The 25,024-nt window shown below is 67.3% G+C and carries 31 protein-coding genes; 19 read left to right on the top strand and 12 right to left on the bottom strand.

Annotated features, from left to right (window positions below; genetic code table 11):
- Positions 1-48 precede the first annotated feature (48 nt).
- From ACE3Q6_RS10855 to mdh, 5 genes are all read right to left on the bottom strand, one after another.
- Entirely contained in the window at positions 49-1,230 is a 1,182-nt protein-coding gene (locus tag ACE3Q6_RS10855) for a hypothetical protein (protein WP_374432068.1), read from the bottom strand.
- Positions 1,231-1,293: 63 nt separating this feature from the next.
- Positions 1,294-1,830: a class I SAM-dependent methyltransferase gene (locus ACE3Q6_RS10850; RefSeq protein ID WP_374432066.1), complete on the bottom strand. Its 537-nt coding sequence runs from the start codon at positions 1,828-1,830 to the stop codon at positions 1,294-1,296.
- Between the two features lie 110 nt (positions 1,831-1,940).
- Positions 1,941-2,111: a hypothetical protein gene (locus tag ACE3Q6_RS10845; protein WP_374432061.1), complete on the bottom strand. Its 171-nt coding sequence runs from the start codon at positions 2,109-2,111 to the stop codon at positions 1,941-1,943.
- 847 nt (positions 2,112-2,958) lie between these two features.
- Positions 2,959-4,161 (bottom strand): hypothetical protein, encoded by a 1,203-nt coding sequence (locus tag ACE3Q6_RS10840; protein ID WP_374432059.1) that lies wholly within the window; start codon positions 4,159-4,161, stop codon positions 2,959-2,961.
- Between the two features lie 85 nt (positions 4,162-4,246).
- On the bottom strand, positions 4,247-5,209 hold the full coding sequence (gene mdh, locus ACE3Q6_RS10835) for a malate dehydrogenase (RefSeq protein WP_374432057.1): 963 nt from the start codon (positions 5,207-5,209) through the stop codon (positions 4,247-4,249).
- A gap of 154 nt (positions 5,210-5,363) precedes the next feature.
- On the opposite strand from mdh, the gene ACE3Q6_RS10830 reads away from it, so the two are divergent.
- Positions 5,364-6,113, top strand: a complete 750-nt coding sequence (locus ACE3Q6_RS10830) for a sulfite exporter TauE/SafE family protein (protein WP_374432055.1) — start codon at positions 5,364-5,366, stop codon at positions 6,111-6,113.
- 153 nt (positions 6,114-6,266) lie between these two features.
- Positions 6,267-6,518 (top strand): Ada metal-binding domain-containing protein, encoded by a 252-nt coding sequence (locus ACE3Q6_RS10825; RefSeq protein WP_374432053.1) that lies wholly within the window; start codon positions 6,267-6,269, stop codon positions 6,516-6,518.
- On the opposite strand, the gene ACE3Q6_RS10820 is transcribed toward ACE3Q6_RS10825, so the two are convergent.
- Complete coding sequence (locus ACE3Q6_RS10820) at positions 6,470-6,781, bottom strand: hypothetical protein (protein ID WP_374432051.1); 312 nt, start codon at positions 6,779-6,781, stop codon at positions 6,470-6,472. The genes ACE3Q6_RS10825 and ACE3Q6_RS10820 overlap by 49 nt on opposite strands.
- A 179-nt stretch (positions 6,782-6,960) precedes the next feature.
- Between ACE3Q6_RS10820 and ACE3Q6_RS10815 the strand changes: the two genes are divergently transcribed.
- From ACE3Q6_RS10815 to ACE3Q6_RS10740, 16 genes are all read left to right on the top strand, one after another.
- Positions 6,961-7,803 carry a CoA ester lyase gene (locus tag ACE3Q6_RS10815; RefSeq protein ID WP_374432050.1) on the top strand — a complete coding sequence of 281 codons (843 nt, stop codon included), beginning with the start codon at positions 6,961-6,963 and terminating at the stop codon, positions 7,801-7,803.
- A gap of 38 nt (positions 7,804-7,841) precedes the next feature.
- Positions 7,842-8,411, top strand: a complete 570-nt coding sequence (locus tag ACE3Q6_RS10810; RefSeq protein ID WP_374432048.1) for an NnrU family protein — start codon at positions 7,842-7,844, stop codon at positions 8,409-8,411.
- A gap of 79 nt (positions 8,412-8,490) precedes the next feature.
- On the top strand, positions 8,491-8,694 hold the full coding sequence (locus tag ACE3Q6_RS10805; RefSeq protein ID WP_374432045.1) for a DUF1737 domain-containing protein: 204 nt from the start codon (positions 8,491-8,493) through the stop codon (positions 8,692-8,694).
- On the top strand, positions 8,691-9,713 hold the full coding sequence (locus tag ACE3Q6_RS10800) for a MaoC family dehydratase (RefSeq protein ID WP_374432042.1): 1,023 nt from the start codon (positions 8,691-8,693) through the stop codon (positions 9,711-9,713). Before ACE3Q6_RS10805 ends, ACE3Q6_RS10800 begins: the two co-directional genes overlap by 4 nt.
- A 213-nt stretch (positions 9,714-9,926) precedes the next feature.
- Positions 9,927-10,319, top strand: coding sequence for a succinate dehydrogenase, cytochrome b556 subunit (gene sdhC / locus ACE3Q6_RS10795; protein WP_374432040.1), 393 nt, complete (start codon positions 9,927-9,929; stop codon positions 10,317-10,319).
- A gap of 7 nt (positions 10,320-10,326) precedes the next feature.
- Positions 10,327-10,698 carry a succinate dehydrogenase, hydrophobic membrane anchor protein gene (gene sdhD, locus ACE3Q6_RS10790; RefSeq protein WP_374432037.1) on the top strand — a complete coding sequence of 124 codons (372 nt, stop codon included), beginning with the start codon at positions 10,327-10,329 and terminating at the stop codon, positions 10,696-10,698.
- A gap of 10 nt (positions 10,699-10,708) precedes the next feature.
- The gene (gene sdhA / locus ACE3Q6_RS10785; RefSeq protein WP_374432035.1) at positions 10,709-12,511 is read left to right on the top strand and encodes a succinate dehydrogenase flavoprotein subunit; all 1,803 of its coding nucleotides are present in this window, start codon (positions 10,709-10,711) and stop codon (positions 12,509-12,511) included.
- A complete protein-coding gene (locus tag ACE3Q6_RS10780; RefSeq protein ID WP_374432033.1) occupies positions 12,512-12,892 on the top strand; it encodes a hypothetical protein in 381 nt (126 codons plus the stop codon).
- Positions 12,889-13,206: a hypothetical protein gene (locus ACE3Q6_RS10775; RefSeq protein WP_374432031.1), complete on the top strand. Its 318-nt coding sequence runs from the start codon at positions 12,889-12,891 to the stop codon at positions 13,204-13,206. The genes ACE3Q6_RS10780 and ACE3Q6_RS10775 overlap by 4 nt, the downstream gene beginning before the upstream one ends.
- Before the next feature lie 3 nt (positions 13,207-13,209).
- Positions 13,210-14,058: a hypothetical protein gene (locus ACE3Q6_RS10770; protein WP_374432029.1), complete on the top strand. Its 849-nt coding sequence runs from the start codon at positions 13,210-13,212 to the stop codon at positions 14,056-14,058.
- Between the two features lie 12 nt (positions 14,059-14,070).
- Positions 14,071-14,367, top strand: coding sequence for a hypothetical protein (locus ACE3Q6_RS10765; RefSeq protein ID WP_374432027.1), 297 nt, complete (start codon positions 14,071-14,073; stop codon positions 14,365-14,367).
- A 79-nt stretch (positions 14,368-14,446) separates the two neighbouring features.
- The gene (locus tag ACE3Q6_RS10760; protein ID WP_374432025.1) at positions 14,447-15,577 is read left to right on the top strand and encodes a glycosyltransferase 61 family protein; all 1,131 of its coding nucleotides are present in this window, start codon (positions 14,447-14,449) and stop codon (positions 15,575-15,577) included.
- A 32-nt stretch (positions 15,578-15,609) separates the two neighbouring features.
- The gene (locus ACE3Q6_RS10755) at positions 15,610-16,386 is read left to right on the top strand and encodes a succinate dehydrogenase iron-sulfur subunit (RefSeq protein ID WP_374432023.1); all 777 of its coding nucleotides are present in this window, start codon (positions 15,610-15,612) and stop codon (positions 16,384-16,386) included.
- 36 nt (positions 16,387-16,422) lie between these two features.
- Positions 16,423-16,791 (top strand): DUF1622 domain-containing protein, encoded by a 369-nt coding sequence (locus tag ACE3Q6_RS10750; RefSeq protein ID WP_374432021.1) that lies wholly within the window; start codon positions 16,423-16,425, stop codon positions 16,789-16,791.
- A 13-nt stretch (positions 16,792-16,804) separates the two neighbouring features.
- Positions 16,805-16,999, top strand: coding sequence for a hypothetical protein (locus ACE3Q6_RS10745; RefSeq protein ID WP_374432019.1), 195 nt, complete (start codon positions 16,805-16,807; stop codon positions 16,997-16,999).
- A gap of 111 nt (positions 17,000-17,110) precedes the next feature.
- On the top strand, positions 17,111-17,977 hold the full coding sequence (locus ACE3Q6_RS10740; RefSeq protein WP_374432017.1) for an urea carboxylase-associated family protein: 867 nt from the start codon (positions 17,111-17,113) through the stop codon (positions 17,975-17,977).
- Here ACE3Q6_RS10740 and ACE3Q6_RS10735 read toward each other — a convergent pair.
- The 4 genes from ACE3Q6_RS10735 to deoD form a co-directional block, all read right to left on the bottom strand.
- A complete protein-coding gene (locus ACE3Q6_RS10735) occupies positions 17,968-18,951 on the bottom strand; it encodes an aldo/keto reductase (protein ID WP_374432015.1) in 984 nt (327 codons plus the stop codon). The two genes, ACE3Q6_RS10740 and ACE3Q6_RS10735, sit on opposite strands and share 10 nt — an antisense overlap.
- The gene (gene glyA / locus ACE3Q6_RS10730; protein WP_374432012.1) at positions 18,948-20,267 is read right to left on the bottom strand and encodes a serine hydroxymethyltransferase; all 1,320 of its coding nucleotides are present in this window, start codon (positions 20,265-20,267) and stop codon (positions 18,948-18,950) included. Before glyA ends, ACE3Q6_RS10735 begins: the two co-directional genes overlap by 4 nt.
- Before the next feature lie 65 nt (positions 20,268-20,332).
- Positions 20,333-20,767 (bottom strand): rhodanese-like domain-containing protein, encoded by a 435-nt coding sequence (locus tag ACE3Q6_RS10725; RefSeq protein ID WP_374432010.1) that lies wholly within the window; start codon positions 20,765-20,767, stop codon positions 20,333-20,335.
- A gap of 59 nt (positions 20,768-20,826) precedes the next feature.
- Positions 20,827-21,531 (bottom strand): purine-nucleoside phosphorylase, encoded by a 705-nt coding sequence (deoD, locus tag ACE3Q6_RS10720; RefSeq protein ID WP_374432008.1) that lies wholly within the window; start codon positions 21,529-21,531, stop codon positions 20,827-20,829.
- A gap of 144 nt (positions 21,532-21,675) precedes the next feature.
- On the opposite strand from deoD, the gene ACE3Q6_RS10715 reads away from it, so the two are divergent.
- Positions 21,676-22,428: a hypothetical protein gene (locus ACE3Q6_RS10715; protein ID WP_374432006.1), complete on the top strand. Its 753-nt coding sequence runs from the start codon at positions 21,676-21,678 to the stop codon at positions 22,426-22,428.
- Here the strand turns inward: ACE3Q6_RS10715 and ACE3Q6_RS10710 are convergent, their stop codons facing one another.
- The gene (locus ACE3Q6_RS10710) at positions 22,429-22,788 is read right to left on the bottom strand and encodes a DUF6455 family protein (RefSeq protein ID WP_374432004.1); all 360 of its coding nucleotides are present in this window, start codon (positions 22,786-22,788) and stop codon (positions 22,429-22,431) included.
- Positions 22,789-22,900: 112 nt separating this feature from the next.
- The gene (locus ACE3Q6_RS10705) at positions 22,901-24,853 is read right to left on the bottom strand and encodes a protein meaA (protein ID WP_374432002.1); all 1,953 of its coding nucleotides are present in this window, start codon (positions 24,851-24,853) and stop codon (positions 22,901-22,903) included.
- Positions 24,854-25,024 lie beyond the last annotated feature (171 nt).

Here is a 25,024-nt window from a genome sequence, read left to right as displayed (position 1 = left end):
AGCCTTTGAAGGCTCCGATGCGATTTCTTCGAAGAAATCGCGGCCCGGTCAGTTCAGGAAGACGGCGAAGAGCATCGCGTCGCCCTGCACGATGTCCTCGAAGTCGCGCCAGGCCTGGCCGGACATCTGGGGACCCTTCTCGGCGTAAGGCAGGAGGCCCTCGCCCTGGATCCAGGTGACGAGGTCGACGGCGGGCGGGTTCTCGAAGGCCTTCTTCAGGTTGATCCCGGCTTCGGCCCCGAAGCGCCAGTGGGGGATGAGAAGCTCGCCCTTCAGCGCCTTATCGGCGTCGGCGAGGACCGCCTGCCAGCGCTCGCCCGTGCCGGGGGGCATCATCAGGCCGAGGCCGGAGACCTGGGCGTCGTTCGGGACCCATTCGCCGGTGTTGTCGGTCTCCAGCGCGACGAGGGACCAGAAGCGGCGGTTCTCTTCGATCATCGACAGGAAATGGCTGTAGGCGTCCTGGGCCAGCGCCTTGTCGGGGGTCTTGGAGAGCGCGATCAGGACCATGGCCACGCGGTCGACCTGGCGGCCGAACATCATGTCCATCGCGTTGTTGGGGGGCGTGGTGCCCCAGAGGGCGTAGATTTGTTTTGAGCTGTCGATGACCCGCTGGATGGCGGGCTCGGGGTCGTAGGCGAGGGCGGTGGAGGCGAAGCCGGAGAGGAAATGGGTGTAGGCCGACAGCCAGGCGGCGTCGGCGGTGTCGAAGGTGATGACCGGGTCTTCCACGGCGAGGCCCATGCCGCGGCCGCCGCCGAGGGCCATGCCGGTGACTTCGGCGAGGCTTTCCCCAGGCTCGCGGGTGCCATTGGCGTTGATGTCGAACCAGAGGTCGGCGACGCGGATCGGGAGCGAGAAGGGCTTGTCGCCGAGTTGGGTGAGGGCCGCGCGGGAGGCGTCCATGTCGGCGTCGAGGTTGCGGATGAGCGCGGTGAAGTCGGCGGCCTGGAAGGGGATGGCGTTCGGGTTTTCCGGGATCGGGAGGCGGAGGATGGGGAGTTCCGACCAGTCGGCCTTGACCCCGGTCTTCCAGCGCAGTTGCAGCGCCTGCTCGACCCCGCCGAGGAAGTGGAGGCCTGCGAGCGCGAAGAGGTCCTCATTGGTGGGGGAGGGCAGCGCGGCGAGGCGGGTTTCGGTGGCGGTGAGGCCGGTGCGGGCGATTTCTTCGGAGATGGTCTCGGCCGCGACGGGGGTGGCGAGGAGCAGGACGAGGGCCAGGGTGCGCATGTTGGTCTCCTTTTCAGGGGAGTGTGGGGGTGCCGTGGCCGCGGTGCAAGGTGGGGAAAGCCGTCAGGTGGCGGTCCAGAGGACCTGGCCGCGGGGGAGGAGCGTGGGGAGGCGGGTGGGGGTGAAGCCTGCGTTGCGGACGGTCTGGGCGACCTGGGTTTCCGAGACGTGGTAGGGCGGGCGGTCGGGATGGGTGACGACGCCGTCGGGCTGGCGGGTGGAGGTGGGGGCGTCGGAGAGGAAGGTGGTGAAGAGGGTGGCGCGCAGGTTCGGGAAACGACGGAGGTTCTGGAGGGTGGTTGCGAGGTCGGCGTGGGGGAGGTGGGTGAAGACGCCGAAGGCGATGGCGAGCGTGATGGTGTCGGGGATGCCCGGGAAGGCGAAGGTGGTGTCTTCGATGAGGTGGTCTTCGGGCAGGCGCGACGGGTCGGGGAGTTCCGTCAGGCGACCGTGCCGCATCAGGGAGAGAGAGGCGTCGGTGCCCCAGTAGTGGCCGGGGTGGAGGAAGGGGACGGCCTTGTGGCCGAGCCTCAGGGAGCCGCAGCCGATGTCGAGGAGGTGGTCCTGCGGGGTCATCCCGGCGGACAGGAGGGCGGCCATCTGGACGCGCCCCGTCTCGTCCCAGCGGCCGCCGACGATGTCGCGGTGGCGGCCCTTGGCGATGGCGTCCTCATAGAAGCCGGGGGCGAGGTAGGGTGAGGAGAGCCTCGTCAGGCTTTCGGGTCCTTCTTCGCGGCGGCGGCGGCCTTCATGCGGGCGAGGAGCTGTTCGGGGGTCTCGCGCGGGGGCTTCACGGCCTTGGGCGCGCCTTTCTGGGCGTGGTCGGGGCCGCGAAGGGTACTGCGGGAGCCCTTGGGGTTGCCGGATTTCGAATAGTCCATCGGGGGGCCTCCGGGGCTTTGGGTCTGGGGTTGGGATGCCGGATTTGGGGCGGCGGGGCAAGAGGGTTGGTATGTGTCCACGGTGGACAAAAGCCGGGATGTGAGGAGTTTCAAGGGGTTGGGATCTTCCGTTAGGGTAGTGTTAAGGATTGGGAATTGGGTGCCCCGGGAGCCCCCCACCCCATCCCTCCCCCACGGAGGGGGGAGGGAGGCGCCTTGCGGGGAGAGGAGGTGCGAGGTGTCTTGCGGGGGATGCGTCCGGCGGGAGTATTTGGGAAAGGGCAAATCGGAAGCTCCGTGAGGTGATGGACCATCCAAGGCGCGCTTCAGCGGCCGGAGCCTGGGTCGTCCTGCCGGACCATCTGCACGCGCTTTGGACCTTGCCCGATGGCGATGCGGACACTTCGTCCCGGTGGCGGCTGATCAAGGCGCGGTTTTCCCGGGGGATGCCTGCCGGGCCGCTGCGACCAAGCCACGAACCGCGGCAGGAGCGCGGGATATGGCAGCGGCGGTTCCGGGATCGGCATATCCGGAACGAAGCGGATTTCGCCGCGCATGTTCGCCATTGCTGGTGGAACCCAGTGAAGCACGGCCTGGTCGAGAAACCGCAGGATTGGGCGTATTCATCGGCGCATCGCGATATCCGGTTGGGGCGGTATCGGTGGTGAATGCACATGGTGCCGCCCGCAGGGTGCGTGATTTCGCGCGCCAGTGATTGCGGAACAGTGGTCGATTTCATCCGAGACATCAGGCCGTTGCGCATGACGTCGAGGGCAGATGGTGCGTGAAATCACGCACCCTACGCTTGCTTAGTAGGGTCGGTGCGCGACGGGATGGCGCGCTGCGGTCAGTTCAGGAACACCATCATCAGACCGGCATTGCCGCCCATCAGCGCCTCGAACTGGCGGAAGCTGGTGTCGTCGATCACGGGACCCTTTTCCAGATATGGCACGGCAGACCAGCCCTGGATCCAGCCGGTGATCGACACCGGCGCGGGGTCGTCGAACATCCGGCCGAGGTTCAGGCCCTGCCCGGCTTCACCGCGCCAGTAGGGGATGAGGAGGCGGCCTTGCAGCAGCGCCTCGCCATCAGCCAGGACGCCCAGCCAGGTGTCGGCGGTGCCGGGGGGCAGCGTGATGCCGAGCGCCGAGGATTGGCGGTCGTTCGGGATCCATTCGCGGTCGTTGTCCGTCTCACGCGCCACGGCGGACCAGAAGCGGCGGTTCTCGGCGATCATTGCCAGGAAATGGTCCTTGGCGGCCTTCGCGCGGGTGGCGTCGGGGGGTTGGTTCACCGCGCCTTCCAGCATGGCGAAGGCGTCGGCGAAGGTCTCGAAATCGAAGTAAGACGGATATTCGGAGGGCGGCGTCGGGCCGAAGGCGGCGCGGGTGGCAAGCACGCGGTCGATGCTGGCGGCGGGGTCATAGGCCAGGATGGTGTTGGCGATGCCGGACATGAGGTGCGTGTAGGCCGTCAGCCAGGCGGCATCGGCGGCGTCGAAGCGCACGACCAGCGGCGGCGTGGCGGGGTCGGGGTCCTGCCATTGCCAGCCCATGAGTTGCCGGCCGACAAGAGTCAGCGCGGTTTCCTCGGCCTCGCGGGTGCCGTTCGCGTTCACGTCGAACCAGAGGTCGGCGAAGCTGAGGTCAAGCCCGAAGTCCTCGCCCTGGGGCAGGGTGGCAAGGGCGGTGCGGGCGGCCTGCATGTCAGCGTCGAGGTCGGCGAAAAGCTGGCTGACCAGCGCGCCCTGGAACGGGTCGGGGTCGGGGTTCGGCGGCAGGGGCAGGCGGAGGAGCGGGATGCCCAGGGTGTCGCCCGCCCCGCTGGCTGCCTGGTCCATGCCGCTGCGCCATTGCAGTTGCAGGGCGCGCTCGATGCCCGACAGGAAATGCAGACCGCCGATGGCGAAGATGTCTTCCAGCGCAGGTTCGGGCTGGGCCTTCAACCGGGCAAGGGTGGGGGCGATGCCGTTTGCGCCGATCTCGGCCGAGAGGGTCTGGGCGGCGGCGGGGGTGGCAAGAGCCAGGACGGCAAGGAGGGCGGCTTTCACGGGCGACACTTTCACTGGGGCTGAAATGCAGAATGCGCAGCCGGGGGCTGCGCATTCAAGGTCAGGTTTGTCGCACCGAAGGGTGTCAGGCCAGCGTCGGGTCGATGCCCTTGCAGGCGGTCACAAGGCCCTTCACCGCGTCGACGGACTTGTCGAACATGGTCTTCTCGGTGGCGTCGAGTTTCACCTCGACCACACGCTCTACCCCGCCGGCGCCGATGATGACGGGGACGCCGACATAGAGGCCGTCGAGCCCGTAGGCGCCCTTGACGTGGGCGGCGCAGGGGAGGAGGCGCTTCTGGTCCTTGAGGTAGGCTTCGGCCATTTCGACGGCCGAGGCGGCGGGGGCGTAGAAGGCCGAGCCGGTCTTCAGGAGGCCCACGATCTCGGCCCCGCCGTCGCGGGTGCGCTGGACGATGGCGTCGAGCTTCTCTTGGGTGGTCCAGCCCATCGCCACGAGGTCAGGCAGGGGAATGCCGCCGACGGTGGAGTAGCGGACGGAGGGCACCATGGTGTCGCCGTGGCCGCCGAGGACGAAGGCGGTGACGTCCTTCATCGAGACGTTGAACTCGAGCGACAGGAAGTGGCGGAAGCGGGCGCTGTCGAGCACGCCGGCCATGCCGATGACCTTGTTGTGCGGGAGACCCGAGAATTCGCGCAGCGCCCAGACCATCGCGTCGAGCGGGTTGGTGATGCAGATCACGAAGGCGTTCGGGCAGTTGGCCTTGATGCCTTCACCCACCGACTTCATGACCTTGAGGTTGATGCCGAGGAGGTCGTCCCGCGACATGCCGGGCTTGCGGGGAACGCCGGCGGTGACGATGCAGACATCGGCGCCCTTGAGGTCCTCATACGAGTTGGTGCCGCGGAGGGCGGCGTCGAAGCCCTCGACCGGGCCGGACTGGGCGAGGTCCAAGGCCTTGCCCTGCGGGGTGCCCTCGGCGATGTCGAACAGGACGACGTCGCCCAGTTCCTTGAGCGCGAGCAGATGTGCAAGCGTGCCGCCGATCTGACCGGCGCCGATGAGGGCGATCTTGGGTCTGGCCATGGGAGCCTCCGTTGGGATGAATCGGGGGTTTGGGTAGCGGCTAACGCGGCGTCTGTCCAGCCTTCGGAGAAGCATGGTATACCATTGTATGCAAAAATTTCCGCCTTTCGGCCCGGGAAGGAAGGGGTTAGCGGTAACGCTGGCGGAGGACGCGATGGAAGATCTGGGATTCTGGGTGGCGGCCGTCGTGGCGGCGGCGCTGGTGGGGATGTCGAAGGGTGGCGTGCCCGTGGTAGGGATGCTGGGGGTCCCGGTGCTGGCTCTGGTCATCAACCCGGTGGTGGCCGCGGGGCTGTTGTTGCCGGTCTATGTCGTGTCGGACATCTTTGGCCTTTACGCCTATCGCCATGCCTTCGACCGGCGGGTGCTGTCGATCGTTGTGCCGGGGGCGGTTCTCGGGGTCGGGATCGGCTGGGCCACGGCCTCGCTGGTGTCGGAGGCGGCGGTGACGCTGGTCGTGGGGCTGATCGGGCTGGCCTTCGCGCTGAACATCCTGCTGCGGAAGCCCGTGGTGGTGGAGCCGAAGCGGGCCGAGGTAGCTCCGGGCCTGTTCTGGGGAAGCATCGCGGGGTTCACGAGTTTCGTGAGCCACGCGGGGGCGCCGCCCTATCAGGTCTACACGCTGCCCTTGGGGATGCCGAAGGCGGTCTTCGCGGGGACGACGACGATTGCCTTCGCGATCATCAATGCGGTGAAGCTGATCCCCTATTATGCGCTGGGGCAGCTGAACCCGTCGAACCTGAAGGCGGCGGCGGTGCTGGCGGTGCCGGCGGTGGTGGCGGTCTTCGCGGGGGTGCGGCTGGTGCAGCTGATGCCGGAGAAGCTGTTCTTCCGGCTGGTGGTCTGGGCGCTGGCGCTGATCTCGCTGAAGCTGATCTGGGACGGGGCCTGGGGGGTCATCTGACCCGGAAGTTGCGGGTTCCGCGGGCGGGTGGGTGATCTTTGCGCGGCGGTGTGCAAGGGTTGGCGGGGTTTCCCCCTCACCCTGACCCTCTCCCCCGGGGGGAGAGGGGACGCCTGGGGCCCTGGGCAGTTCCAGGTTTGCGAAGGTCACATGATGCCGGACGCGGATGCGCTTTATGAAAGCCTTGCGGCGCGGGACGGACGGTTTCCCCGGGTCTTCGTCTGCGTGAAGACCACCGGGATCTTCTGCCGGATGACCTGCCCGGCGCGGACGCCCTTGCGGCGGAACGTGGAGTTCCGCGGCTCGGTGGACGAGTGCGAGGCGGCAGGGTTCCGGGCGTGCAAGCGGTGCAAGCCTTACGCGGGGTCGCCCTTGGCCGGAAGGTCCTCGGTCACCGCTTCGTAGTTCGCGCCCGAGGCCATCAGGCACATGATGCCGTCGGGCAGCGTCATGGTGATCGACCAGGTGCCGGTTTCGTCGGAGGCGTAAAGCTCCATCACCGCGGACTGGCCCGCGATGCCGACGGCGCGGCGGGTCTCATTGTAGCGGTCGGCGAGAAGCGCCGTAACCGCCTCGCGGCTGTCGCATTGCGGGGCGGAATGGGCGACCTGGGTGGCGGCAAGGACGGCGGCGAGGCCGAAGGAGAGGGCGAAGAGCTGTTGCGACATGGGCGGGCCTTTCTGGCTTTGGACGCCGGAAGGCTGCCGGGGTTCGGCTGACATGCGGTTAACGGGGCGCACCCCGTGCTGCGGTCGCCAAGGCATTTTCTGCGCTGCGGCGGATTTGGGCTTGCCGTTTGTGTCCGATCCGTGCTTTCAAGCGCAAGAATATTGCGCGGAGGTGAGTCGTGACGCGTCCCTATCGGTCGGTTCTGTATATCCCTGCCTCGCGGGAGCGGGCGCTGGAGAAGGCGCGGGAGCTGGTGGCGGATGCGATCATCTTCGACCTGGAAGATGCGGTTGCTCCTGAAGAGAAGGTCCGGGCGCGGGAGGTGCTGAGTGCGGCGTTGGGCGCAGAGTATGGCGGGCGGGCGCGGATCGTGCGGGTCAACGGGCTGGGGACGGAGTGGGTCGAGGGGGACCTTGCGGCGTTCGGGACCCATCCGGGGGTGGATGCGGTGCTGCTGCCGAAGGTGAATGGGCCGGCGGACCTGGATGCGGTGGCGGGCAAGGTGACGGTGCCGCTTTGGGCGATGCTGGAGACGACGAAGGGGTGTCTGAACGCCGGGGCGATTGCGGCGCATGGGCGGCTGGAGGGGATGGTCATGGGGACCAATGACCTGATGAAGGAGCTGGGCGCGCGGTTCCGGCCCGACCGGATGCCGCTGATGGCGGGGCTTGGCACTTGCGTGCTGGCGGCGCGGGCGGAGGGGAAGGTGATCGTCGATGGCGTGTTCAACGCCTTCAAGGACGAGGCGGGTCTTCGGGCGGAATGCGAGCAGGGGCGCGACATGGGGTTCGATGGCAAGACGCTGATCCATCCGGCGCAGTTGGAGATCGCGAACGAGGTCTTCGCGCCGTCGGAGGAGGAGGTCGCTTTGGCCCGCCGGATGATCGCGGCCTATGCCGAGGCGCGGGCGCGGGGGGAAGGTGTGGCGGTCGTGGACGGGAAGATCGTCGAGAACCTGCACGTGGCGACGGCCGAGGCGCTGATCGGCAAGGCCGAGGCGATTGCGGCGCTGGCGGTTTAGGGGCAGGGTGCGCCCGATGAACCGGCTGGAGGCCTGCGATGACGTTGATTGTTCTGGGACTGGCACTGTGGTGGGGCGCGCATCTGTGGAAGCGGCTGGCGCCGGCCTCGCGGGCGCGTCTCGGCGAGCCGGGCAAGGGGCTGGTCGCCGTGGCGGTCATCGCGGGGATCGTGCTGATGGTCTGGGGCTACCGCGGCAGCGACTGGCTGGGGATCGAGGGCGCGGAGTATGTGGAGCTCTGGCCGCGGGTCGACGGGCTGGTGCATCTGAACAACCTGTTGATGCTCTTCGCCTTCTACCTTTACGCGGCGTCGGGCATGAAGACCCGGATCACGCGGGTCATCCGGCATCCGCAGCTGACGGCGGTGAAGACCTGGGCCGTGGCGCATCTCCTGGTGAACGGCGACCTGGCGAGCGTGATCCTGTTTGGCGGGATCCTTGCCTGGGCGGTGGTCGAGGTGATCCTGATCAACAAGGCCGAGCCGCGGCCAGCGCCTCCCGCACCCGCGCCGCTGGGCAAGGAGATCGGGGCCGTGGTGGGCGCCGTGGTGGTGATGGTGGCGATCATGCTGGTTCACAACTGGCTGGGGGTGCCGCCCTGGGGCTGAGGTTCATTGGGGGGCTTGCGCAGCCCCCCAAACCCCCCGCGGGATATTTGGACAAAGATGAAAGCAGGGAGTTGGGGGCGTGAAGCTCTATCGGTTTTTGAGCGCGGATGACACCTCGGCCTTCTGTCACAAGGTGACGGCGGCGCTGAACAAGGGGTGGGAGCTGCATGGCTCCCCCACTTACGCCTTCGACGCGGCCAATGGCGTGATGCGCTGCGGGCAGGCGGTGGTGAAGGAGGCTCCGGGGGACTACCACCCGGACGTGAAGCTGGGCGAGCAATGAAGACGAATCCGGGGCGGTTCTTCGAGGATTACACCTTGGGCGAGGTGATCCGCCATGCGGTGCCGCGCACGGTGGGTCTGGGCGAGCGGGCGCTTTACCATGCGCTCTATCCGGCGCGGGGGGCTTTGTATTCCTCGGACGAGTTCGCGAAGGGCGTGGGGCTGAAAGCCTCGCCGCTGGATGACCTGGTGGCGTTTCATACGGTATTCGGCAAGACGGTGCCGGACATTTCGCTGAACGCGGTGGCGAACCTTGGCTACGCCGAGGGGCGGTGGCTTTTGCCGGTCTGGCCGGGGGATACCTTGCGGTCGGAGAGCGAGGTGATCGGGCTGAAGGAGACCTCATCGGGCGCGACGGGGGTCGTGTGGGTGCGGACGCGCGGGATCAACCAGCACGGGGATGTGGTGCTGGAGTACGTCCGCTGGGTGATGGTGCGGAAGCGGCGGCGAGAGGTTGTGGTGCCGGTTCATGTGCCGGAGCTGGCTTCGGTCGTGGACCCGGGCGCGCTGGTGGTGCCGGAGGGGTTGGACTTTTCCTGTTATGACTTCGGGCTGGCGGGGGAGGGGCATCGCTGGGGGGACTACGCGGTGGGCGAGGTCATTGACCACGTCGATGCGGTGACCGTGGAGGAAGCGGAGCACATGCTGGCCACGCGGCTGTGGCAGAACACAGCCAAGGTGCATTTCGACGTGACCCAGCGCGAGGATGGCAAGCGGCTGATCTATGGGGGGCATGTGATCTCCTTGGCGCGGAGCTTGTCGTTCAACGGGTTGGCGAACGCGCAGATGATCGTGGCGCTGAATGCGGGGGCGCATGCGAACCCCTGTTTTGCCGGGGATACGGTGCGGGCCTGGTCCGAGGTGCTGGACCGGGCGGAGACGACCGTGCCGTCGGTCGGGGCGCTGCGGTTGCGGCTGGTGGCGACGCGGGGCAAGGCCGGGGAGTTGCGCGGGGGGGACGGGAAGTACCTGCCCGAGGTGCTGCTGGACCTCGACTACTGGGCGCTGGTGCCGCGCTGAGTCGCTATCGGGCGACTTGGCGAAAATCTGTGATCACGCGGCGAAAAATTGTGATCACGGACCGCGGAAATGTGGTCCTGATAGCGTCAACATGCTGCAATTGCGGCAATCCGGGCGTGACAGGCGGGAAAACCGCGCTATTCAGAATACCAACAAGCGTAGCCACCGGGCCGGGGCAAGCCGGTCGCAGGGACAGCGACGAAGGGAACCGCAATGGCTGAACCGAAGCGGGTCGAACGGCCCCTCTCTCCGTTCATGATCGGGCCGTACTACCGGCCGCAGATGACCTCGATCTCCTCGATCCTGACGCGGATCACCGGGCACGCTCTGGTGGCTGGCGTGCTGTTGGGCGTGTGGTGGTTGCTGGCCGCGGCGACTTCGGAGGCGTATTTCGAGACGGCAAACGCGGTGGCGACCAGCTGGTTCGGGGATCTGGTGTTCACCGGGTCGCTCTGGGCGGTCTGGTACCATTACCTGGCCGGGCTGCGGCATCTTTACTTCGATGCGGGGCATGGTCTGGACATTCCGACGGCGGAAAAGCTGGGCTGGGCCTGCATCGTCGGCTCGGTCGTTCTGACTGTGATCACAATTCTTCTGGTTCAGTGAGGCTGCCATGCGCTATCTGACCCCCCGCAAACGGGCCGAGGGCCGCGGCGCCGCCCATCACGGAGCCGAACACCACTGGGCGATGACGGTTTCGTCCGTGGGCCTCGCCTTCCTGGTACCGGTCTGGCTTTACGTCTTCGGCAAGACGCTGGGCGAAAGCCGCGAGGTGGTGCTGGAGACCTTCTCGCGCCCGTTCCCGGCGATCCTGACCGCCTTGGTGCTGGTGGTGGGGATGCGCCACTTCGCGATGGGCGCGACGACGATGATCGAGGACTATGCCCGGGGCACGACGCGGAAGATGCTGATCATCTTCGTGATCTCGCTGGCCTGGGTGATCGCCGCGACAGGGCTTTTCGCCCTGGCCCGGATGGCTCTGTAAGGATCTGATGATGACTGCCTATCCGTACGAGACGCATGATTACGACGTCGTGGTGGTGGGGGCTGGCGGGGCCGGTCTGCGCGCCACGCTGGGGATGGCCGAGCAGGGGCTGCGGACGGCCTGCGTGACGAAGGTGTTCCCGACGCGGTCGCATACCGTGGCCGCGCAGGGCGGGATTGCCGCCAGCTTGGGCAATATGGGGCCGGACCACTGGCAGTGGCACATGTACGACACCGTGAAGGGTTCGGACTGGCTGGGCGACACCGACGCGATGGAATACCTGGCGCGGGAGGCCCCGAAAGCGGTCTACGAGCTGGAGCATTACGGGGTGCCGTTTTCCCGCACGGAAGAGGGCAAGATCTACCAGCGGCCCTTCGGCGGGCACACGACGGAGTTCGGGAATGGCCCGCCGGTGCAGCGGACCTGCGCGGCGGCGGACCGGACGGGGCATGCGATCCTGCATACTCTGTATGGCCAAAGCCTGAAGAACAACGCCGAGTTCTATATCGAATACTTCGCGCTGGACCTGATCATCACCGACGGGGCCTGCACGGGCGTGGTGGCCTGGAAGCTGGACGACGGCACGATCCATGTCTTCAACGCGAAGATGGTGGTGCTGGCGACGGGCGGCTATGGGCGGGCCTATTTCTCGGCCACCTCGGCGCATACCTGCACCGGGGACGGCGGCGGGATGGTGGCGCGGGCCGGTCTCCCGCTGCAGGACATGGAGTTCGTGCAGTTCCACCCGACCGGCATCTATGGCTCGGGCTGCCTGATTACCGAAGGTGCTCGCGGTGAGGGCGGGTATCTGACCAACAGCGCGGGCGAGCGGTTCATGGAGCGCTACGCGCCGCACTACAAGGACTTGGCGCCGCGGGATTACGTGAGCCGGTGCATGACGCTGGAGATCCGGGAAGGGCGCGGGGTGGGGGCCAATGCGGACCACATCCACCTGCACCTGAACCACCTGCCGCGCGAGACGCTGGAGGCCCGGCTGCCGGGGATCACGGAATCGGCGCGCATCTTTGCGGGCGTCGACCTCCACAAGGAGCCGATCCCGGTGCTGCCGACGGTGCACTACAACATGGGCGGCATCCCGACGAACTATTGGGGCGAGGTGCTGAACCCGACGAAGGAGAACCCGGATGCGGTCTTCCCGGGCCTGATGGCGGTGGGCGAGGCCGGGTGTGCCAGCGTTCATGGCGCGAACCGGCTGGGGTCGAACAGCCTGATCGACCTCGTGGTCTTTGGCCGCGCTGCGGCGATCCGGGCGGGGCAGGTGGTGGATCGTGCCTCCAGCGTGCCCGCGACCAACAAGGCCGAGGTCGACAAGGCTCTGGGCCGCTTCGACGAGTTGCGGAACGCCAAGGGCGCGATCCCGACCGCCGAGCTGCGGCTGGAGATGCAGAAGACCATGCAGGCCGATGCGGCGGTGTTCCGGGCCGAGGAGACGCTGGCGGCGGGCGAGAAGAAGATGACGGCCATCGCGGGCAAGATGGGCGATCTGAAAGTCACCGACCGGAGCCTTGTCTGGAACAGCGACCTGATGGAGACGCTGGAACTGACCAACCTGATGCCCAACGCCCTGGCGACGATCTATGGTGCCCATGCCCGGACCGAAAGCCGGGGGGCCCATGCGCATGAGGACCATCCGCACCGCGACGACGTGAACTGGCGCAAGCATTCGCTGGCCTGGGTGGACGGGGACAAGGTGACGCTTGACTACCGGGCGGTGCACACCGACCCTCTGACCACCGAAGCCCAGGGCGGCATCGCATTGGCGAAGATCGCGCCCGCAGAAAGGAAGTTCTGATTGAAACAGGTTCGCGCAGTCGGTCGACACGGTCTTGCCCTGGCTTTGCTGTCGGGGCTCGTCGCCGGCTGTGTCAGCTATGGCGGGCTTACCCGGGACACCATGGCCGCCTGCATTGGCGAGGCGGGGATCACTGGCAGCTACTCGGCCAGCTCCTCTTTGCGCAATGATCGCATGACGTTCATCGTCCGGCCGGGTCCGAACGTGACGGAGGCGCAGGCCGAGGTCGCCAACGCCTGCATCGCGCGCGTGATCGATGGTGGCCAGCCAGGAAAGCCTGCCGTTCAGGCGGCGCCGAGATCGACCCGGGCGACTTCCGGGGGATCCTGTGCGGCCGGTGGCGGTTTGATGCAGGGAGGAACGGGGTATTGTACAAGATGAACGGCGTCTTGATCCTGACGGCCATCCTGGCGTTGTCGGCCTGTGACCCGGCCGAACTGGTCGATTCCGCGCTGAAGCGGACGGCGCATTCGGTGGTGTTCCCGGTGGTCAACATCGACATGCCGGCGGAACCGGCGCGGCTGGCGACGAAGTGCATCCTGGATGCGGCCACGCAGGACGAGCTGGAGCTGCTGGCGCGCGACGTCGGCGTCGAGGCAGGCACCGCGACCAAGGCCACGATCCGGCAGATCGCGGTGCGGCCGGCGGCGCAGGCCTGCTACGCGGCCAATGGCGTGCCGCCGCTTGCGGGCTGAGCAATGGCGACGGAAGCGGCAACCGGGGCGAAGAAGGGGCGCATCAGACCGGACCTGAAGGTCGCGGTCGTCTTCTTCGGCATCACCCGGGCGCTGCGGCTGACCCTGCCATCGATCACTCAGAACCTCGTGGACCCGGCGCGGGCCATCGCACGGGAAGTGCGGCTTTACGGGCATTTCTTCCGCCAGACCGCGATCAGCAACCCAAGGTCCGGCGAATCCGGCGCGCTTGATCCCGAGGAATACCGGCTCCTTGCGCTGGACGAGATCGAACTGGAAGAACCGGGGCCCTGCCTGGAGCTGTATCCGGTGGCCGAGATGCAGGCCAAGGGCGACATCTGGCGCGATGATTTCGCATCGTTCCGCAATCTGGTGCACCAGCTGCATTCGCTGAAGCGGGTGACACTGATGGCCGAGGCCTTCGGCCCCGACATTGTGATCTTCGCCCGGCCGGATCTTCTGTACCATGACAGCGCGGCCGAGCATCTGGACATGCTGGGCCGGGCGCATCGGTCCTTTGTCCTGGTGCCGGACTGGTCGCAGTGGTTTGGCCACAACGACCGCTTCGCCCTGGTGAAGGGGGCCGAGGCCGTGGCGGCCTATGGCAAGCGGGCGGACCGGATGGGGGCCTATTGCGCGCGGGGCAAGCGGCTTCATTCCGAGCGGTTCCTGAAGCACTCGCTGACCGGGCAGCGGGTGCGGACGATGCACATGCGGGCCTCGCGGATCCGGGCGAACGGCTTGCAGGTGCTGGAGGATTTCACTCCGGGCCGCGGGCGGATGGGACGGATGGAACTGGTGCCGCCGGGGACGATCCGCCCGGATGCGCCCGCGATGGCTGCAAGCGCCTGAGGAGACGGACCGATGAAACGCCTTGCCGTGATGCTTCTCGTTCCCGCCATGCTTGCGGCCTGTGGCCCGATGACCCTGGCCGAGGCGGAGCGGCAGTGCTTCGAACGCGCCCGTCTGGCGAAACAGCCGAGGGGCGAGGTTTCGGTCGGGGCGGGATCGGGCGGGCGGACTTCGGCCGGGATCGAGCTGAGCGTGAGTTCGGATTTCCTTCTGGGGAAGGACCCTGCGGCGGTCTACGAGTCCTGCGTGATGCAGAAGACGGGCGAGCCGCCGAGCCGACCGCTTTACATGCGACCGGACTGGCGCTGATGCGGGCGGGCGGGGTGCACAGCTTGGCGGTCGGGCCGTCCTGCGGCTGCGCCACGGGTGGCGTCCAGGGATGAGCGCTGTGCAGACATTCCGGGACGTTCCGGTGATGCCGCTGCAGGCCCTGCGCGAGCACGACCCGTTGGGCGGGCCGGTCTGGCCCGATTTCGAGGCGCAGACGACGGCGCGCTTCTGCCGCCTGCCGGGCGTTCCCGTCGATGCCCTTCCGACCGAGGAGCCCTGCGAGGAAGAGATCACCGAGGACGCGATCTGGGGCGGTTACCTGCATCCGCATTTCGGGCATCTCGTCTCGGAACACCTGACGCGGGTCCTGCCGGGCATTCACGCCCGGCCCGACGACCTGGTGCTGTTCATGATCGAGAAGGACCGCGATCCCGAGCAGGTGGCCCCCCATTTCCACGACGTGCTGAACTGGTACGGCGTGCGGCGCGACCGTGTCCGGATCATCTCCCGGCCGACCCTTGCGCGCCGCCTGTCGGTCGTGCCGCAGGGCGAAGTCCTGTGGGGGAAGGCACCCGATGCCGGCTACCTCGACCTCCTGGATGCGCTGCCCGACCGCCACGGCATCGACCCGGTGCCGGGCGATATCGTCTATGTGACGCGGGCCGGTCTTGCGGCGAAGGGGCAGGGGTCCCACCTGGGAGAGAGCTACCTGGTCCAGCTTCTGCAGGAGTTGGGGGTCACGATCTTCGACCCGGCCGGACTGTCCATCCGCGCGCAACTGGAACGCTATGCCGGGGCGCGGACGCTGATCTTTGCCGAGGGCTCGGCGCTGCACGGGCGCCAGCTTCTGGGTCGCGTGCGGCAGGAGGTCTATGTCCTCAAGCGCCGCGTCCGGTACCTGGCGCGCCCGATGCTGCGGCCGCGCGTGCGGAAACTGACCTATCTGAACACCAACGGCGGGGTGTTGAAGATGCGGGACCGGGACGGCAGGGGGTATCCGCACCTGAACGCCGTCTTCTACCGGACGGACGCCCTTCTGGACGGGTTTCAGGCGATGGGGCTGGATCTTCGGTCGCGCTGGGACCAGCAAGCCTATCTGGCCGCCGCCCTGGGCGACGCCGCCGCGTGGGAACAGGCCCGGCACGAGGACAAGGTCCCCGCCGAACGGAACATGCAGGTCTATCTTGCCGAAATGAGTGCAGCAATCAAAGGCATCAGCTCGGTGCCGCCCAGCTTTCTGGCTGGCTGACCGGGCTGATCAAGACATCAAGGGAACGCAACATGGTTCAACTTACCCTGCCGAAGAATTCCAAGGTCCGCACCGGCAAGACCTGGCCGAAGCCCGAGGGCAAGAATGTCCGCAAGTTCCAGATCTACCGCTGGAATCCCGATGACGGCGAGAACCCGCGGGTCGACACCTATTTCATCGACATGGACCAGTGCGGCCCGATGGTCCTGGACGCTCTGATCAAGATCAAGAACGAGATCGACCCGACGCTGACCTTCCGCCGGTCCTGCCGCGAGGGGATCTGCGGGTCCTGCGCGATGAACATCGACGGGATCAACACGCTGGCCTGCATCTACGGGCTGGACGAGATCAAGGGCGATGTGCGGATCTATCCGCTGCCGCACATGCCGGTCATCAAGGACCTGATCCCGGACCTGACGCATTTCTACGCCCAGCACGCCAGCATCATGCCCTGGCTGGAGACCAAGACCAACCGCCCGGCCAAGGAGTGGCGGCAGTCGATCGAGGACCGCAAGAAGCTGGACGGGCTTTATGAATGCGTGATGTGCGCGTCCTGCTCGACCTCTTGCCCGAGCTACTGGTGGAATTCGGACCGCTACCTGGGGCCGGCGGCGCTGCTTCATGCCTATCGGTGGATCATTGACAGCCGGGACGAGGCGACGGGCGAGCGGCTGGACCAGCTCGAGGACCCGTTCAAACTTTATCGCTGCCACACGATCATGAACTGCGCCAAAACCTGTCCGAAAGGGTTGAACCCGGCGAAGGCGATTGCCGAGATCAAGAAGATGATGGTCGAGCGGGTGGTCTGATGCCCGCCCGCCCATCGGCAGACAAGGGATGGGCGGATGCGAAGTTTGGGAGAGGCCTGGCTGAACGAAGCGGTTCTGTGGCTGCGTCTTGTCGTCGAGGCGGCGGGGGCGGCGGTGATCGGGATCGGGATCGTCGTTTCGCTGGTCGGGTTCCTGACGCAGCGCGGTGGCGCGCGGAACATCCGGCTGCGGATCACGCTGGCGCGCTACCTGAGCCTGGCGCTGGAGTTCCAGCTTGCGGCGGACGTGCTGTCCACGTCGATCGCTCCCGGCTGGGAGGAGATCGGCAAGCTTGCCGCGACGGCGACGATCCGGACTGCTCTGAACTATTTCCTCGAGCGCGAGATGCGGGTGCTGAAGGCGATGGACGAAGCCGATCTGGCGAAGGGCGAGGTGCAGCGATGAGGCGGGGGGGCGGATGCCGGTTCTTCTGATCCTTCTCGCGGTCTCGGTGTTCCTGTATCTCTGGCTGACCCGGCGGAATTCGACGCTGACGCGAAACTGCCGCTGGCGGCTGGACCGCAGCGTGGCGCCGGATCATTGGCATTGCGTGGCCTGCGGGGCGACCGCGCGGGGGGCCGAGCCGAAGGATTGTCTGCGGGACAGTGGGTAGGAGCGCGGAGTTTTTGAAAACTCCGAGACGGAGCCTTTGAAGGCTCCGGTCCGATTTCTTTGAAGAAATCGGCGCTTGCGGGGGGCTTGGGTTCCGGAAAGACTTGCGGCCATGAAGCTGGACCGTCCCGAACACCCCGCCCCTGTCGATGCCACTGCCCGCAAGGCGGTGGTCCCCGTGATCTGCTATCCGGTCGAGGGGCTGCCCCGGCCCGACCTGGCCGCCTATCGCGCGGCGCGGGAGGGGTGGACGTTGGCGTCCGAAGTGCTGGTGCCCCCGCGGGAGGCGCGGAGTTTCGAGGTGCCGGCGGGGTGCTTCTTCCGGATCGTCAGCGTCGAGGGGCCTCAGGTGGGCGACCTGAACCTGTTTGCGGCGGAAAACCTCGGCGAGCGGTTCTTCTCGGGCAAGACACGCGCCCTGCACGGGACGCATCTTAGCACCGGGGACCGGATGTGGTCCTGCCTGCCCTATCTGCGCCCAATGGCGACGATCACCGAAGATACGCTGGACTGGTACGGGTTCGATGCCTTCGGCGGGTCGGTCCATGACGTGATCGGCACGCGGTGTGACCCCTATACCCATGCGCTTCTGTCCGGTGGGGAGCAGTATCACCATTGCTGCCATTCGAACCTGACCCGCGCGGTGGCGGACCATTGGGGGCTGCCGGCAAAGGCGGCGGAGCTGCACGTGCATGACGTGCTGAATGTCTTCATGTGCACCGGGTTCACCCGCGACACTGGGCAGTATTTCATGAAGGCAAGCCCCGTCCGGCCGGGGGATTACCTGGAGTTCATGGCAGAGATCGACCTTCTGGGGGTCTTGTCGGCCTGTCCGGGCGGGGATTGTTCCAGCGAACATTCCTCGGACGTGGCGGCGTGCCATCCGCTTCTGGTGCAGGTGTTCAAGCCCAAGGCCCCGCCCGTCGGCTGGGCGCCGTCAGGGCCGAATCCTTATGACCGGAGCCACGGTCAGGAGTAGCGTTCCACCGTCGCGGCCATGTGGTCGTCGTAGCGGTCGCCCCAGGCCCAGCCGACCGGCAGGATACGGTCGATCTCGTCCCGGTCCTTGTCGGTCAGGTCGATCTCTGGCGCATTGACCCAGGCGCGCAGGTGATCCGCCGTGCGAGTGCCCGGAATGGGCAGGATGTGCGGCGCGCGGTCGAGAAGCCAGGCCAGCGCGAGGGCGGCAGGGGTGAAGCCCCTTTGGCGCGCATAGGCGTGGAAGGCCTCGAGCTTCGCCTTGTTGTGCGGCCAGAACTCGGGCGTGAAGCGGGGGATGCGGCTGCGGAATTCGTTCGGGGCGAAGGTGGCGGGGTCGGCCATGGGCGTCCCGAAGGCCCCGCGCGCGAGGGGGGAGAAGGGAACGAAGGCCACTCCCAACTGGGCGCAGCGCTGGATGAGGCCGAGTTCGGGCGTGCGGGTCCAGAGCGAGTATTCGTTCTGGACGGCCATCACCGGGTGGACGGCGTGGCAGCGTTCCAGCGTGTAGGGGCCGACTTCCGAAAGGCCGTAGCCCAGGATTTTGCCTTCCTCATGAAGGCGTTGCATCGTCCCGGCGAGGTCCTCGGCCGGGATCAAGGGATCGTGGCGGTGGGCGTAGAAGAGGGTGACGTGGTCCACGCCGAGGCGCCGCAGCGAGCCTTCGAGTTCCGCGCGCATGTGTTCGGGGCGGTTGTCGATCCGGCGGGCGGGGTCGTCGGTGAAGGCGGCCTTGGTCGCGATGTGGGGGCGTTTGCCCGACCGTTTGAGCCAGGTGCCGATGAAGGTTTCCGAGACTCCCTTGCCGTAGCCGTTTGCCGTGTCGAGGAAGGTGATCCCGGCGTCCCAGGCGGCGTCGAGGGTTCCGAGCGTTTCCGCTTCCGTCGTGGGCCCGAACATGCCGCCGAAGGAGAGGCAGCCGAGGCCAAGGGCTGAGACGTCGGGGCCGTGCTTGCCGAGTTTGCGGGTCTTCATGGCGTCACGTAGTGCAGGCCCTGGAACTTCTGGCGCAGCGCCTTGGTCCTTGGGGCGACGGTTTCGGGGGCGTTGGAGCGCAAGGCCTCGGCGATGAGGGCGGCCAGCGCCGGGGCGTCGGCGGGGGTGACGCCGCGGCGGACAAGCTCGGGGGTGCCGATCCGGAGGCCGTTCATGTCGCCGGGGACCTCGGGGATCGGCAGGCCGATACCGCAGGCGAGGAAACCGGCTTTCCGGAGGGTCTTGGAGGCGGCCTGACCCCCGCCGAAGGGGGCGGCCTCGATGGCGAACTGGTGCGAGGTGGTGGCGCCCCGGTCAGCGGCGAAGACGGGGAGGCCGAGGTTCTTCAGTTCGGTCGCGAGGGCCTTGGCGAGGTCGACCATGGCCTTGGCATAGGCCTGCCCATGGTCCCGCCAGTCGAGGAGGGTATAGGCGAGCGCGGCGGACTTCGCGGCGTCGAAGTTGGCGGTGAGGCCGGGGAAGGCGATGGTGTCGAGGGCTTTCGCGATCTCGGCGTCGTTGGTGACGATCAGGCCGCCGGCGGGGCCACCGAGGGATTTGTAGGTCGACATCGTCATCAGATGCGCGCCTTCAGCGAGCGGGTTGGCCCAGACCCCGCCTGCGATGATCCCGCACTGGTGGGCGGCGTCGAAGAGGACTTTCGCGCCGACCTGGTCGGCGATCTTGCGGACCTCTGCCACGGGGTGAGGGAAGAGGTTCAGGCTGCCGCCGACGGTGATGATCTTCGGGCGGACCGCATGGGCGAGGTCCTGAAGGGCTTTCAGGTCAAGGGTATAGCCGTCGGCGTCGATGGGAGCGGCGTGGGTCGTGAGGCCGTAGAGGCCAGCGCAGCCGGCGGCGTGGTGGGTGACGTGGCCGCCGATGCTGCCGGGGGGCGCAATGATGCTGTCGCCGGGTTTGGCGAGCGCCATGAAGCCGTAGAGATTGGCCAGCGCGCCCGAGCCGACCCGGATTTCGGCGTAGCGCGCGTGGAAGATTTCGGCGGCGAGTTCGGCGGCGATGACCTCGATCTCCTCGATGGCCTCCAGGCCCATCTCGTACTTGTCGCCGGGGTAGCCGAGCGAGGGGCGGGAGCCGATGCCGGAGGCCAGCGCGGCCTCGGCCCGGGGGTTCATCACGTTCGTGGCGGGGTTGAGGTTGAAGCAGTCCTGATCGTGGATCTCGCGGTTCTGCGCGATGAGGGTGTCGAGGCGGGAGGCGACCTGGGCGGAGGGTTTGCCCGCGTCGGTGGCGAGGCGCTGGATGTAGGTCTCGCAGGCGGCGGGAACCCAGGGGCGGGGGGCGAGGTGGGACATGATAGACTCCGGTCAGGTCCGGAGAGAAAAGCCGTCTGGCCGGACGGATGCAAGCCGGAAGGCGGTCAGTCGGTGACGACGGGCAGGCCGCGCGCGATCCAGCCGGGGCCGGCGGCGGAGCCAAGCATGCCTTCGGAGACGTCGAGGACGTTGGTGAACCCCGCCTCGGTCAGGGCCTGGGCGGTGCGGGAGGACCGTCCGCCGCTGGCACAGATGAGTGCGATGGGTCGGTGGCGGTCGCCTTCGGCCAGCGCGGAGAGCCGGTCGAGGAAGTCGGGGCTGCGGAGGTCGAGCCGCTGGGCACCCTCGGGGCTGCCGGTCTCGGCCCATTCCTGCGGCTGGCGGATGTCGACGAGGAGGATCTCACCCGCACGCGCGCGCTGGAAGGCCGTTTCGGCGTCCAGCGTCGGACCGGCACTGGCCGGTCGTGTCACGGTATAGGCAGACCCGAGGGCAAGGAACGTCAGGGGCAGGAGAAGCACGAAGCGACGCGAGAGCATGAGACCCTACCCGTTGGTTTCCCGTTGAAGATGGGCGCGCGGCGGCCGGGTGCAAGGGGTCAGGCGAAGGCGGCCTCGAGCGCGATTTCGATCATCGCGCCGAAGCTGCGTTCGCGCTGATCGGCGGGCAGCGCCTCACCCGTGGTGATGTGGTCCGAGATGGTCAGGATCGCCAGCGCGCGGGCCCCGTGGCGGGCGGCGAGGGTGTAAAGTTCGGCGGCCTCCATCTCGACCCCGAGGCAGCCGTGGCGGAGAAGCTGTTCGGTGAGGTCGGGGCGTTCGTCATAGAAGGTGTCCGAGGAGTAGATCCCGCCCACATGGACCGGGGTGCCTTTGGCAAGCGCGGCGGCGTGGGCCTTCGACAGCAGGTGGAAGTCGGCGCAGGGGGCGAAGTTCAGCTCCTTGAAGATCGTGCGCGAGGGCGAGCCGACGGTGGAGCAGGTCTGGGCCAGGACCACGTCGCGGACCTTGACATGGGTGGGCAGCGCGCCCGCCGAACCGACGCGGATCAAGGTCTTGGCGCCATAGTCGCGGATCAGCTCGTTGGCGTAGATCGACAGCGACGGCATCCCCATGCCAGAGCCGTGGATGGTGACGCGGTGGCCGCGCCAGGTACCGGTGAAGCCCAGCATTCCGCGGACCTCGTTCACCAGGACGGGGTTTTCCAGGAAGGTTTGCGCCGCCCATCGGGCACGGTAGGGGTCGCCGGGAAGAAGCACGGTTTCGGCAATGTCGCCGGGCTTGGCGCCGATGTGGAATGTCATGCTGTCCCCCTTTGGCCCGATGCGCCAAAAATTTGTTGGCGTATTAATGATGATCCTGGTCCCGTCCCGCAAGGGCGGAAAAATCCGTTGGTGCGACCTGCGCGCCTGCGGTATCCGGAAGCCATCTTACAAGGGACGTGCCGCTTGGACTATGACGTCACGCTGATCGCCGGACATCGCGAGGGGCTGTTGGCCCGGACGCTGGAGTCCTTCTGTCGCGACGTGTTCCCGAACTTCCCGATCCGCCGGCTGATCGCCAACCTGGACCCGTTCATGGGGGACAGCGCCGAGGGCGACCGCTGCGAGGCGCTGATCCGCAGGCATTTCCCTGACGCGCTGATCTTTCGGCCCGAGACGCCGGATTTCGCCTCGGCCGTCATCCGGGCCTGGTCGGCCACCAGCGCGCCGCGGGTCCTGCACCTGGAGGACGACTGGCTGGCGCTGGAACCCATCGGGCCGGAACGGATCGATCCGCTGTTCGAACCGGACGTCGGTGCGGTGACCTTCATGTGCCAGTCGAAGCATACCCGCGGGCTTTATCACCAGACCTCGCGGCGGGTGGTGAAGAAGGGGCGGCGGATCGTCGAGGATTTTCTGGTGAACGCCTTCTCGACCTCGCCCGGTGTCTTCGACGGCGACTTCCTGCGCGAGGCGGCGCGGCGGATGAAGCCGGGGCTGGACCCGGAAAAGCAGTTCTTCCGGCAGATCAACCCCGAGCTCGAGGCCCATGCCCTGCCGCGCCGCTGCATGTTCCTGCGCGGCGTGACGCGGCGCGAGCTGATCCTGGACATCGGACGCGAGGCGCGTGCGGCGCAGGGGCTGGTCAAGGTCTACGAGAACGGGGCCTCGATCTGGCGGAGGGCCGAGGCCCCGCCCTCTGAGGCCGCCGACGAGTGATCAGGCCGCGGCGGTCCTGAGATCGCCGAAGACCTCACGGTTGCCGCAGAAGGTCGCCTCACCCGGCTTCGCCTCGGCCCCCTTGGCCAGAAGCCGCGCGCAGGCGGTGCGGTCGGCGCAGTGGCCGCAGGTGGACAGGATCTCGACCCAGAGGGCGTGGTCCCGCTTGAGCTCGGTGTCGGACAGGCCGAAGATCGCCCCCATCGCTGTGACGCGCTGGTCGATGTCGCGCGGCATTCGCAGGAACTCCAGCACCTGGTCGCGGCTCATGCCGAGATCGGCGAGATCGCGGTCCGAAAGGGCGTTGACCTCCTGCACTTCGTGCAGACGGTGGATCAGGGTGCGGATGCGATCGAACATAAGGACCTCCGAAGGGCTGTTTGGGCCCTTCTAGGTCGTCTTGCCCCCCGAAGCTTTGACTTGCGTCAAGGGTGGTGTTTTCCGGATCTTGATGGACGGGCAAGCGGAAGGACTATTCCGCGGCCACGGGTGCCGAATCCGCCAGCGCGACCAGGTCCAGCATGATCCGGTTCAGCTGGAAATCCTGGGGCGTGTAGACCTGCGCCACGCCCATCGCCTTCAAGGGCCGGGCGTCGTCGTCGGGGATGATGCCGCCGACGACGAGGGGTTGGGTGAGGCCCTGCTTCTGCATGAGGTCCAGGGTTTCGCGGATCAGCGGGATGTGGGAGCCGGAGAGGATGGAGAGGCCGATCACGTCCGGCTGCTTCTCGGCGGCGGCGGTGACGATCTCTTCGGGGGTGAGGCGGATGCCGTCGTAGGTGATCTCCATCCCGCAGTCGCGGGCGCGGGCGGCGATCTGCTCGGCGCCGTTGGAATGGCCGTCGAGGCCGGGCTTGCCGAGGAGGAGGCGCATCGGGCGGCCGAGTTTGGTGGCGACAAGGGCCACGGCGTCGCGGACGGGTTCCAGGCCTTCGGTGCGGTTCGAGGGGTGGCGGCTGACGCCGGTCGGGGCGCGGTATTCGCCGTAGAGCGCGCGCATGGCGCCGCCCCATTCGCCGGTGGTGACGCCGGCCTTCGCGCAGGCGATGGAGGCGGGCATGATGTTTTCGCCGGACTGGGCGGCCTGGCGGAGGGCTGACAGGGCTTTGCTTACGGCCTCCGGGTCGCGGGTGGCGCGCCACTGGGCGAGGCGGGCACATTGGTCGGCCTCGGCCTTCGGGTCGGCGGTCATGATCGCGCCTTCGCCGGTGGCGAGGGGAGAGGGTTCGGTGGTGGTGAACTTGTTGACGCCGACGACGGTGGTCTGCCCGGTTTCGATCTTCGCAAGCCGTTCGGCGTTGGCTTCGACCAGGCGGCCCTTCATATAGGCGATGGCAGCGACGGCCCCGCCCATCGCGTCGATATGGGCGAGTTCTTCCAGGGCTCCGGCCTTCAGCTCGTTGACCTTGCGGTCGATGGCCGGGTTGCCGTCGAAGAGGTCGTCGTATTCCAGAAGGTCGGTCTCGTAGGCGAGGATCTGCTGCATCCTAAGCGACCATTGCTGGTCGAAGGGACGGGGCAGCCCGAGTGCCTCGTTCCAGGCGGGAAGCTGCACGGCGCGGGCGCGGGCGTTCTTCGAGAGGGTGACGGCCAGCATCTCGATCAGGATGCGGTAGACGTTGTTTTCCGGTTGCTGCTCGGTCAGGCCGAGGGAGTTGACCTGGACGCCATAGCGGAAGCGGCGGAACTTGGGGTCGGTGATGCCGTAGCGGGTTTCGAGAAGCTCGTCCCAGAGGGCCGTGAAGGCGCGCATCTTGCAGAGCTCGGTCACGAAGCGGATGCCGGCATTTACAAAAAACGACATTCTGCCCGCCATTGCGGGGAAATCTGCGGCAGGGACTTTCACTTTCAGATCATCGAGGACCGCGCAGGCGGTGGCCAGGGCGAAGGCCAGTTCCTGTTCCGGCGTGGCTCCGGCCTCTTGCAGGTGGTAGCTGCAGACGTTCATCGGGTTCCACTTGGGCAGGTGCTTGCCAGTGTAAGCCGCGACGTCGGTGATCAGGCGCAGGGACGGCTGCGGCGGCAGGATGTAGGTGCCGCGGGAGAGGTATTCTTTGATGATGTCGTTCTGGACGGTGCCCTGCAGTGCCGAGATGTCGGCGCCCTGCTCTTCGGCCACGGCGATGTAGAGGGCGAGGAGCCAGGGGGCCGTGGCGTTGATCGTCATCGAGGTGTTCATCTGCTCCAGCGGGATGTCCTGGAACAGCGCGCGCATGTCGCCGAGGTGGGCGATCGGGACGCCAACCTTGCCGACCTCGCCGCGGGAGCGGGGGTCGTCGGAGTCGTAGCCGGTCTGGGTGGGCAGGTCGAAAGCCACGGAAAGGCCCGTCTGGCCCTTGGCGAGGTTCGTCCGGTAGAGCGCGTTCGAGGCCGCAGCGGTGGAGTGGCCGGCGTAGGTGCGGAAGAGCCAGGGTTTGTCGGACATCGGGGCCTCGCGAGTCGGGAGGGTAATTTTATTGCGTCACGGATGGGATACGGGAAAGATCATGGCGTTGTCAATCGCTGCGCTGCGGCAACTGCGGTGGAGGGGGGGGGGGGGGGGGGGGCCCCCCCCCCCGCCGGCGGGGCAGAACCGATCAAACGAGGAAAAGGAATG

The sequence above is a fragment of the Tabrizicola sp. genome (assembly GCF_041913445.1).
Taxonomy (GTDB): domain Bacteria; phylum Pseudomonadota; class Alphaproteobacteria; order Rhodobacterales; family Rhodobacteraceae; genus Tabrizicola.
The sequence above is the reverse complement of the archived record's forward strand: the minus strand, read 5'-3'. Positions and strand labels throughout refer to the sequence as shown.

What these genes read in the sequence shown, in the direction of transcription:
- ACE3Q6_RS10745 (WP_374432019.1), top strand. Translation starts at nt 16,805, where the DNA reads ATGCCGGTTCTTCTGATCCTTCTCGCGGTCTCGGTGTTCCTGTATCTC.
- ACE3Q6_RS10845 (WP_374432061.1), bottom strand. Translation starts at nt 2,111, where the DNA reads ATGGACTATTCGAAATCCGGCAACCCCAAGGGCTCCCGCAGTACCCTT.
- ACE3Q6_RS10765 (WP_374432027.1), top strand. Translation starts at nt 14,071, where the DNA reads ATGAAACGCCTTGCCGTGATGCTTCTCGTTCCCGCCATGCTTGCGGCC.
- ACE3Q6_RS10735 (WP_374432015.1), bottom strand. Translation starts at nt 18,951, where the DNA reads ATGAAGACCCGCAAACTCGGCAAGCACGGCCCCGACGTCTCAGCCCTT.
- ACE3Q6_RS10755 (WP_374432023.1), top strand. Translation starts at nt 15,610, where the DNA reads ATGGTTCAACTTACCCTGCCGAAGAATTCCAAGGTCCGCACCGGCAAG.
- glyA (WP_374432012.1), bottom strand. Translation starts at nt 20,267, where the DNA reads ATGTCCCACCTCGCCCCCCGCCCCTGGGTTCCCGCCGCCTGCGAGACC.
- sdhC (WP_374432040.1), top strand. Translation starts at nt 9,927, where the DNA reads ATGGCTGAACCGAAGCGGGTCGAACGGCCCCTCTCTCCGTTCATGATC.
- sdhA (WP_374432035.1), top strand. Translation starts at nt 10,709, where the DNA reads ATGACTGCCTATCCGTACGAGACGCATGATTACGACGTCGTGGTGGTG.
- ACE3Q6_RS10770 (WP_374432029.1), top strand. Translation starts at nt 13,210, where the DNA reads ATGGCGACGGAAGCGGCAACCGGGGCGAAGAAGGGGCGCATCAGACCG.
- mdh (WP_374432057.1), bottom strand. Translation starts at nt 5,209, where the DNA reads ATGGCCAGACCCAAGATCGCCCTCATCGGCGCCGGTCAGATCGGCGGC.
- ACE3Q6_RS10725 (WP_374432010.1), bottom strand. Translation starts at nt 20,767, where the DNA reads ATGCTCTCGCGTCGCTTCGTGCTTCTCCTGCCCCTGACGTTCCTTGCC.
- ACE3Q6_RS10705 (WP_374432002.1), bottom strand. Translation starts at nt 24,853, where the DNA reads ATGTCCGACAAACCCTGGCTCTTCCGCACCTACGCCGGCCACTCCACC.
- ACE3Q6_RS10825 (WP_374432053.1), top strand. Translation starts at nt 6,267, where the DNA reads ATGCCGGACGCGGATGCGCTTTATGAAAGCCTTGCGGCGCGGGACGGA.
- deoD (WP_374432008.1), bottom strand. Translation starts at nt 21,531, where the DNA reads ATGACATTCCACATCGGCGCCAAGCCCGGCGACATTGCCGAAACCGTG.
- ACE3Q6_RS10830 (WP_374432055.1), top strand. Translation starts at nt 5,364, where the DNA reads ATGGAAGATCTGGGATTCTGGGTGGCGGCCGTCGTGGCGGCGGCGCTG.
- ACE3Q6_RS10850 (WP_374432066.1), bottom strand. Translation starts at nt 1,830, where the DNA reads ATGGCCGCCCTCCTGTCCGCCGGGATGACCCCGCAGGACCACCTCCTC.
- ACE3Q6_RS10810 (WP_374432048.1), top strand. Translation starts at nt 7,842, where the DNA reads ATGACGTTGATTGTTCTGGGACTGGCACTGTGGTGGGGCGCGCATCTG.
- ACE3Q6_RS10750 (WP_374432021.1), top strand. Translation starts at nt 16,423, where the DNA reads ATGCGAAGTTTGGGAGAGGCCTGGCTGAACGAAGCGGTTCTGTGGCTG.
- ACE3Q6_RS10710 (WP_374432004.1), bottom strand. Translation starts at nt 22,788, where the DNA reads ATGTTCGATCGCATCCGCACCCTGATCCACCGTCTGCACGAAGTGCAG.
- ACE3Q6_RS10775 (WP_374432031.1), top strand. Translation starts at nt 12,889, where the DNA reads ATGAACGGCGTCTTGATCCTGACGGCCATCCTGGCGTTGTCGGCCTGT.
- ACE3Q6_RS10855 (WP_374432068.1), bottom strand. Translation starts at nt 1,230, where the DNA reads ATGCGCACCCTGGCCCTCGTCCTGCTCCTCGCCACCCCCGTCGCGGCC.
- ACE3Q6_RS10800 (WP_374432042.1), top strand. Translation starts at nt 8,691, where the DNA reads ATGAAGACGAATCCGGGGCGGTTCTTCGAGGATTACACCTTGGGCGAG.
- ACE3Q6_RS10820 (WP_374432051.1), bottom strand. Translation starts at nt 6,781, where the DNA reads ATGTCGCAACAGCTCTTCGCCCTCTCCTTCGGCCTCGCCGCCGTCCTT.
- sdhD (WP_374432037.1), top strand. Translation starts at nt 10,327, where the DNA reads ATGCGCTATCTGACCCCCCGCAAACGGGCCGAGGGCCGCGGCGCCGCC.
- ACE3Q6_RS10740 (WP_374432017.1), top strand. Translation starts at nt 17,111, where the DNA reads ATGAAGCTGGACCGTCCCGAACACCCCGCCCCTGTCGATGCCACTGCC.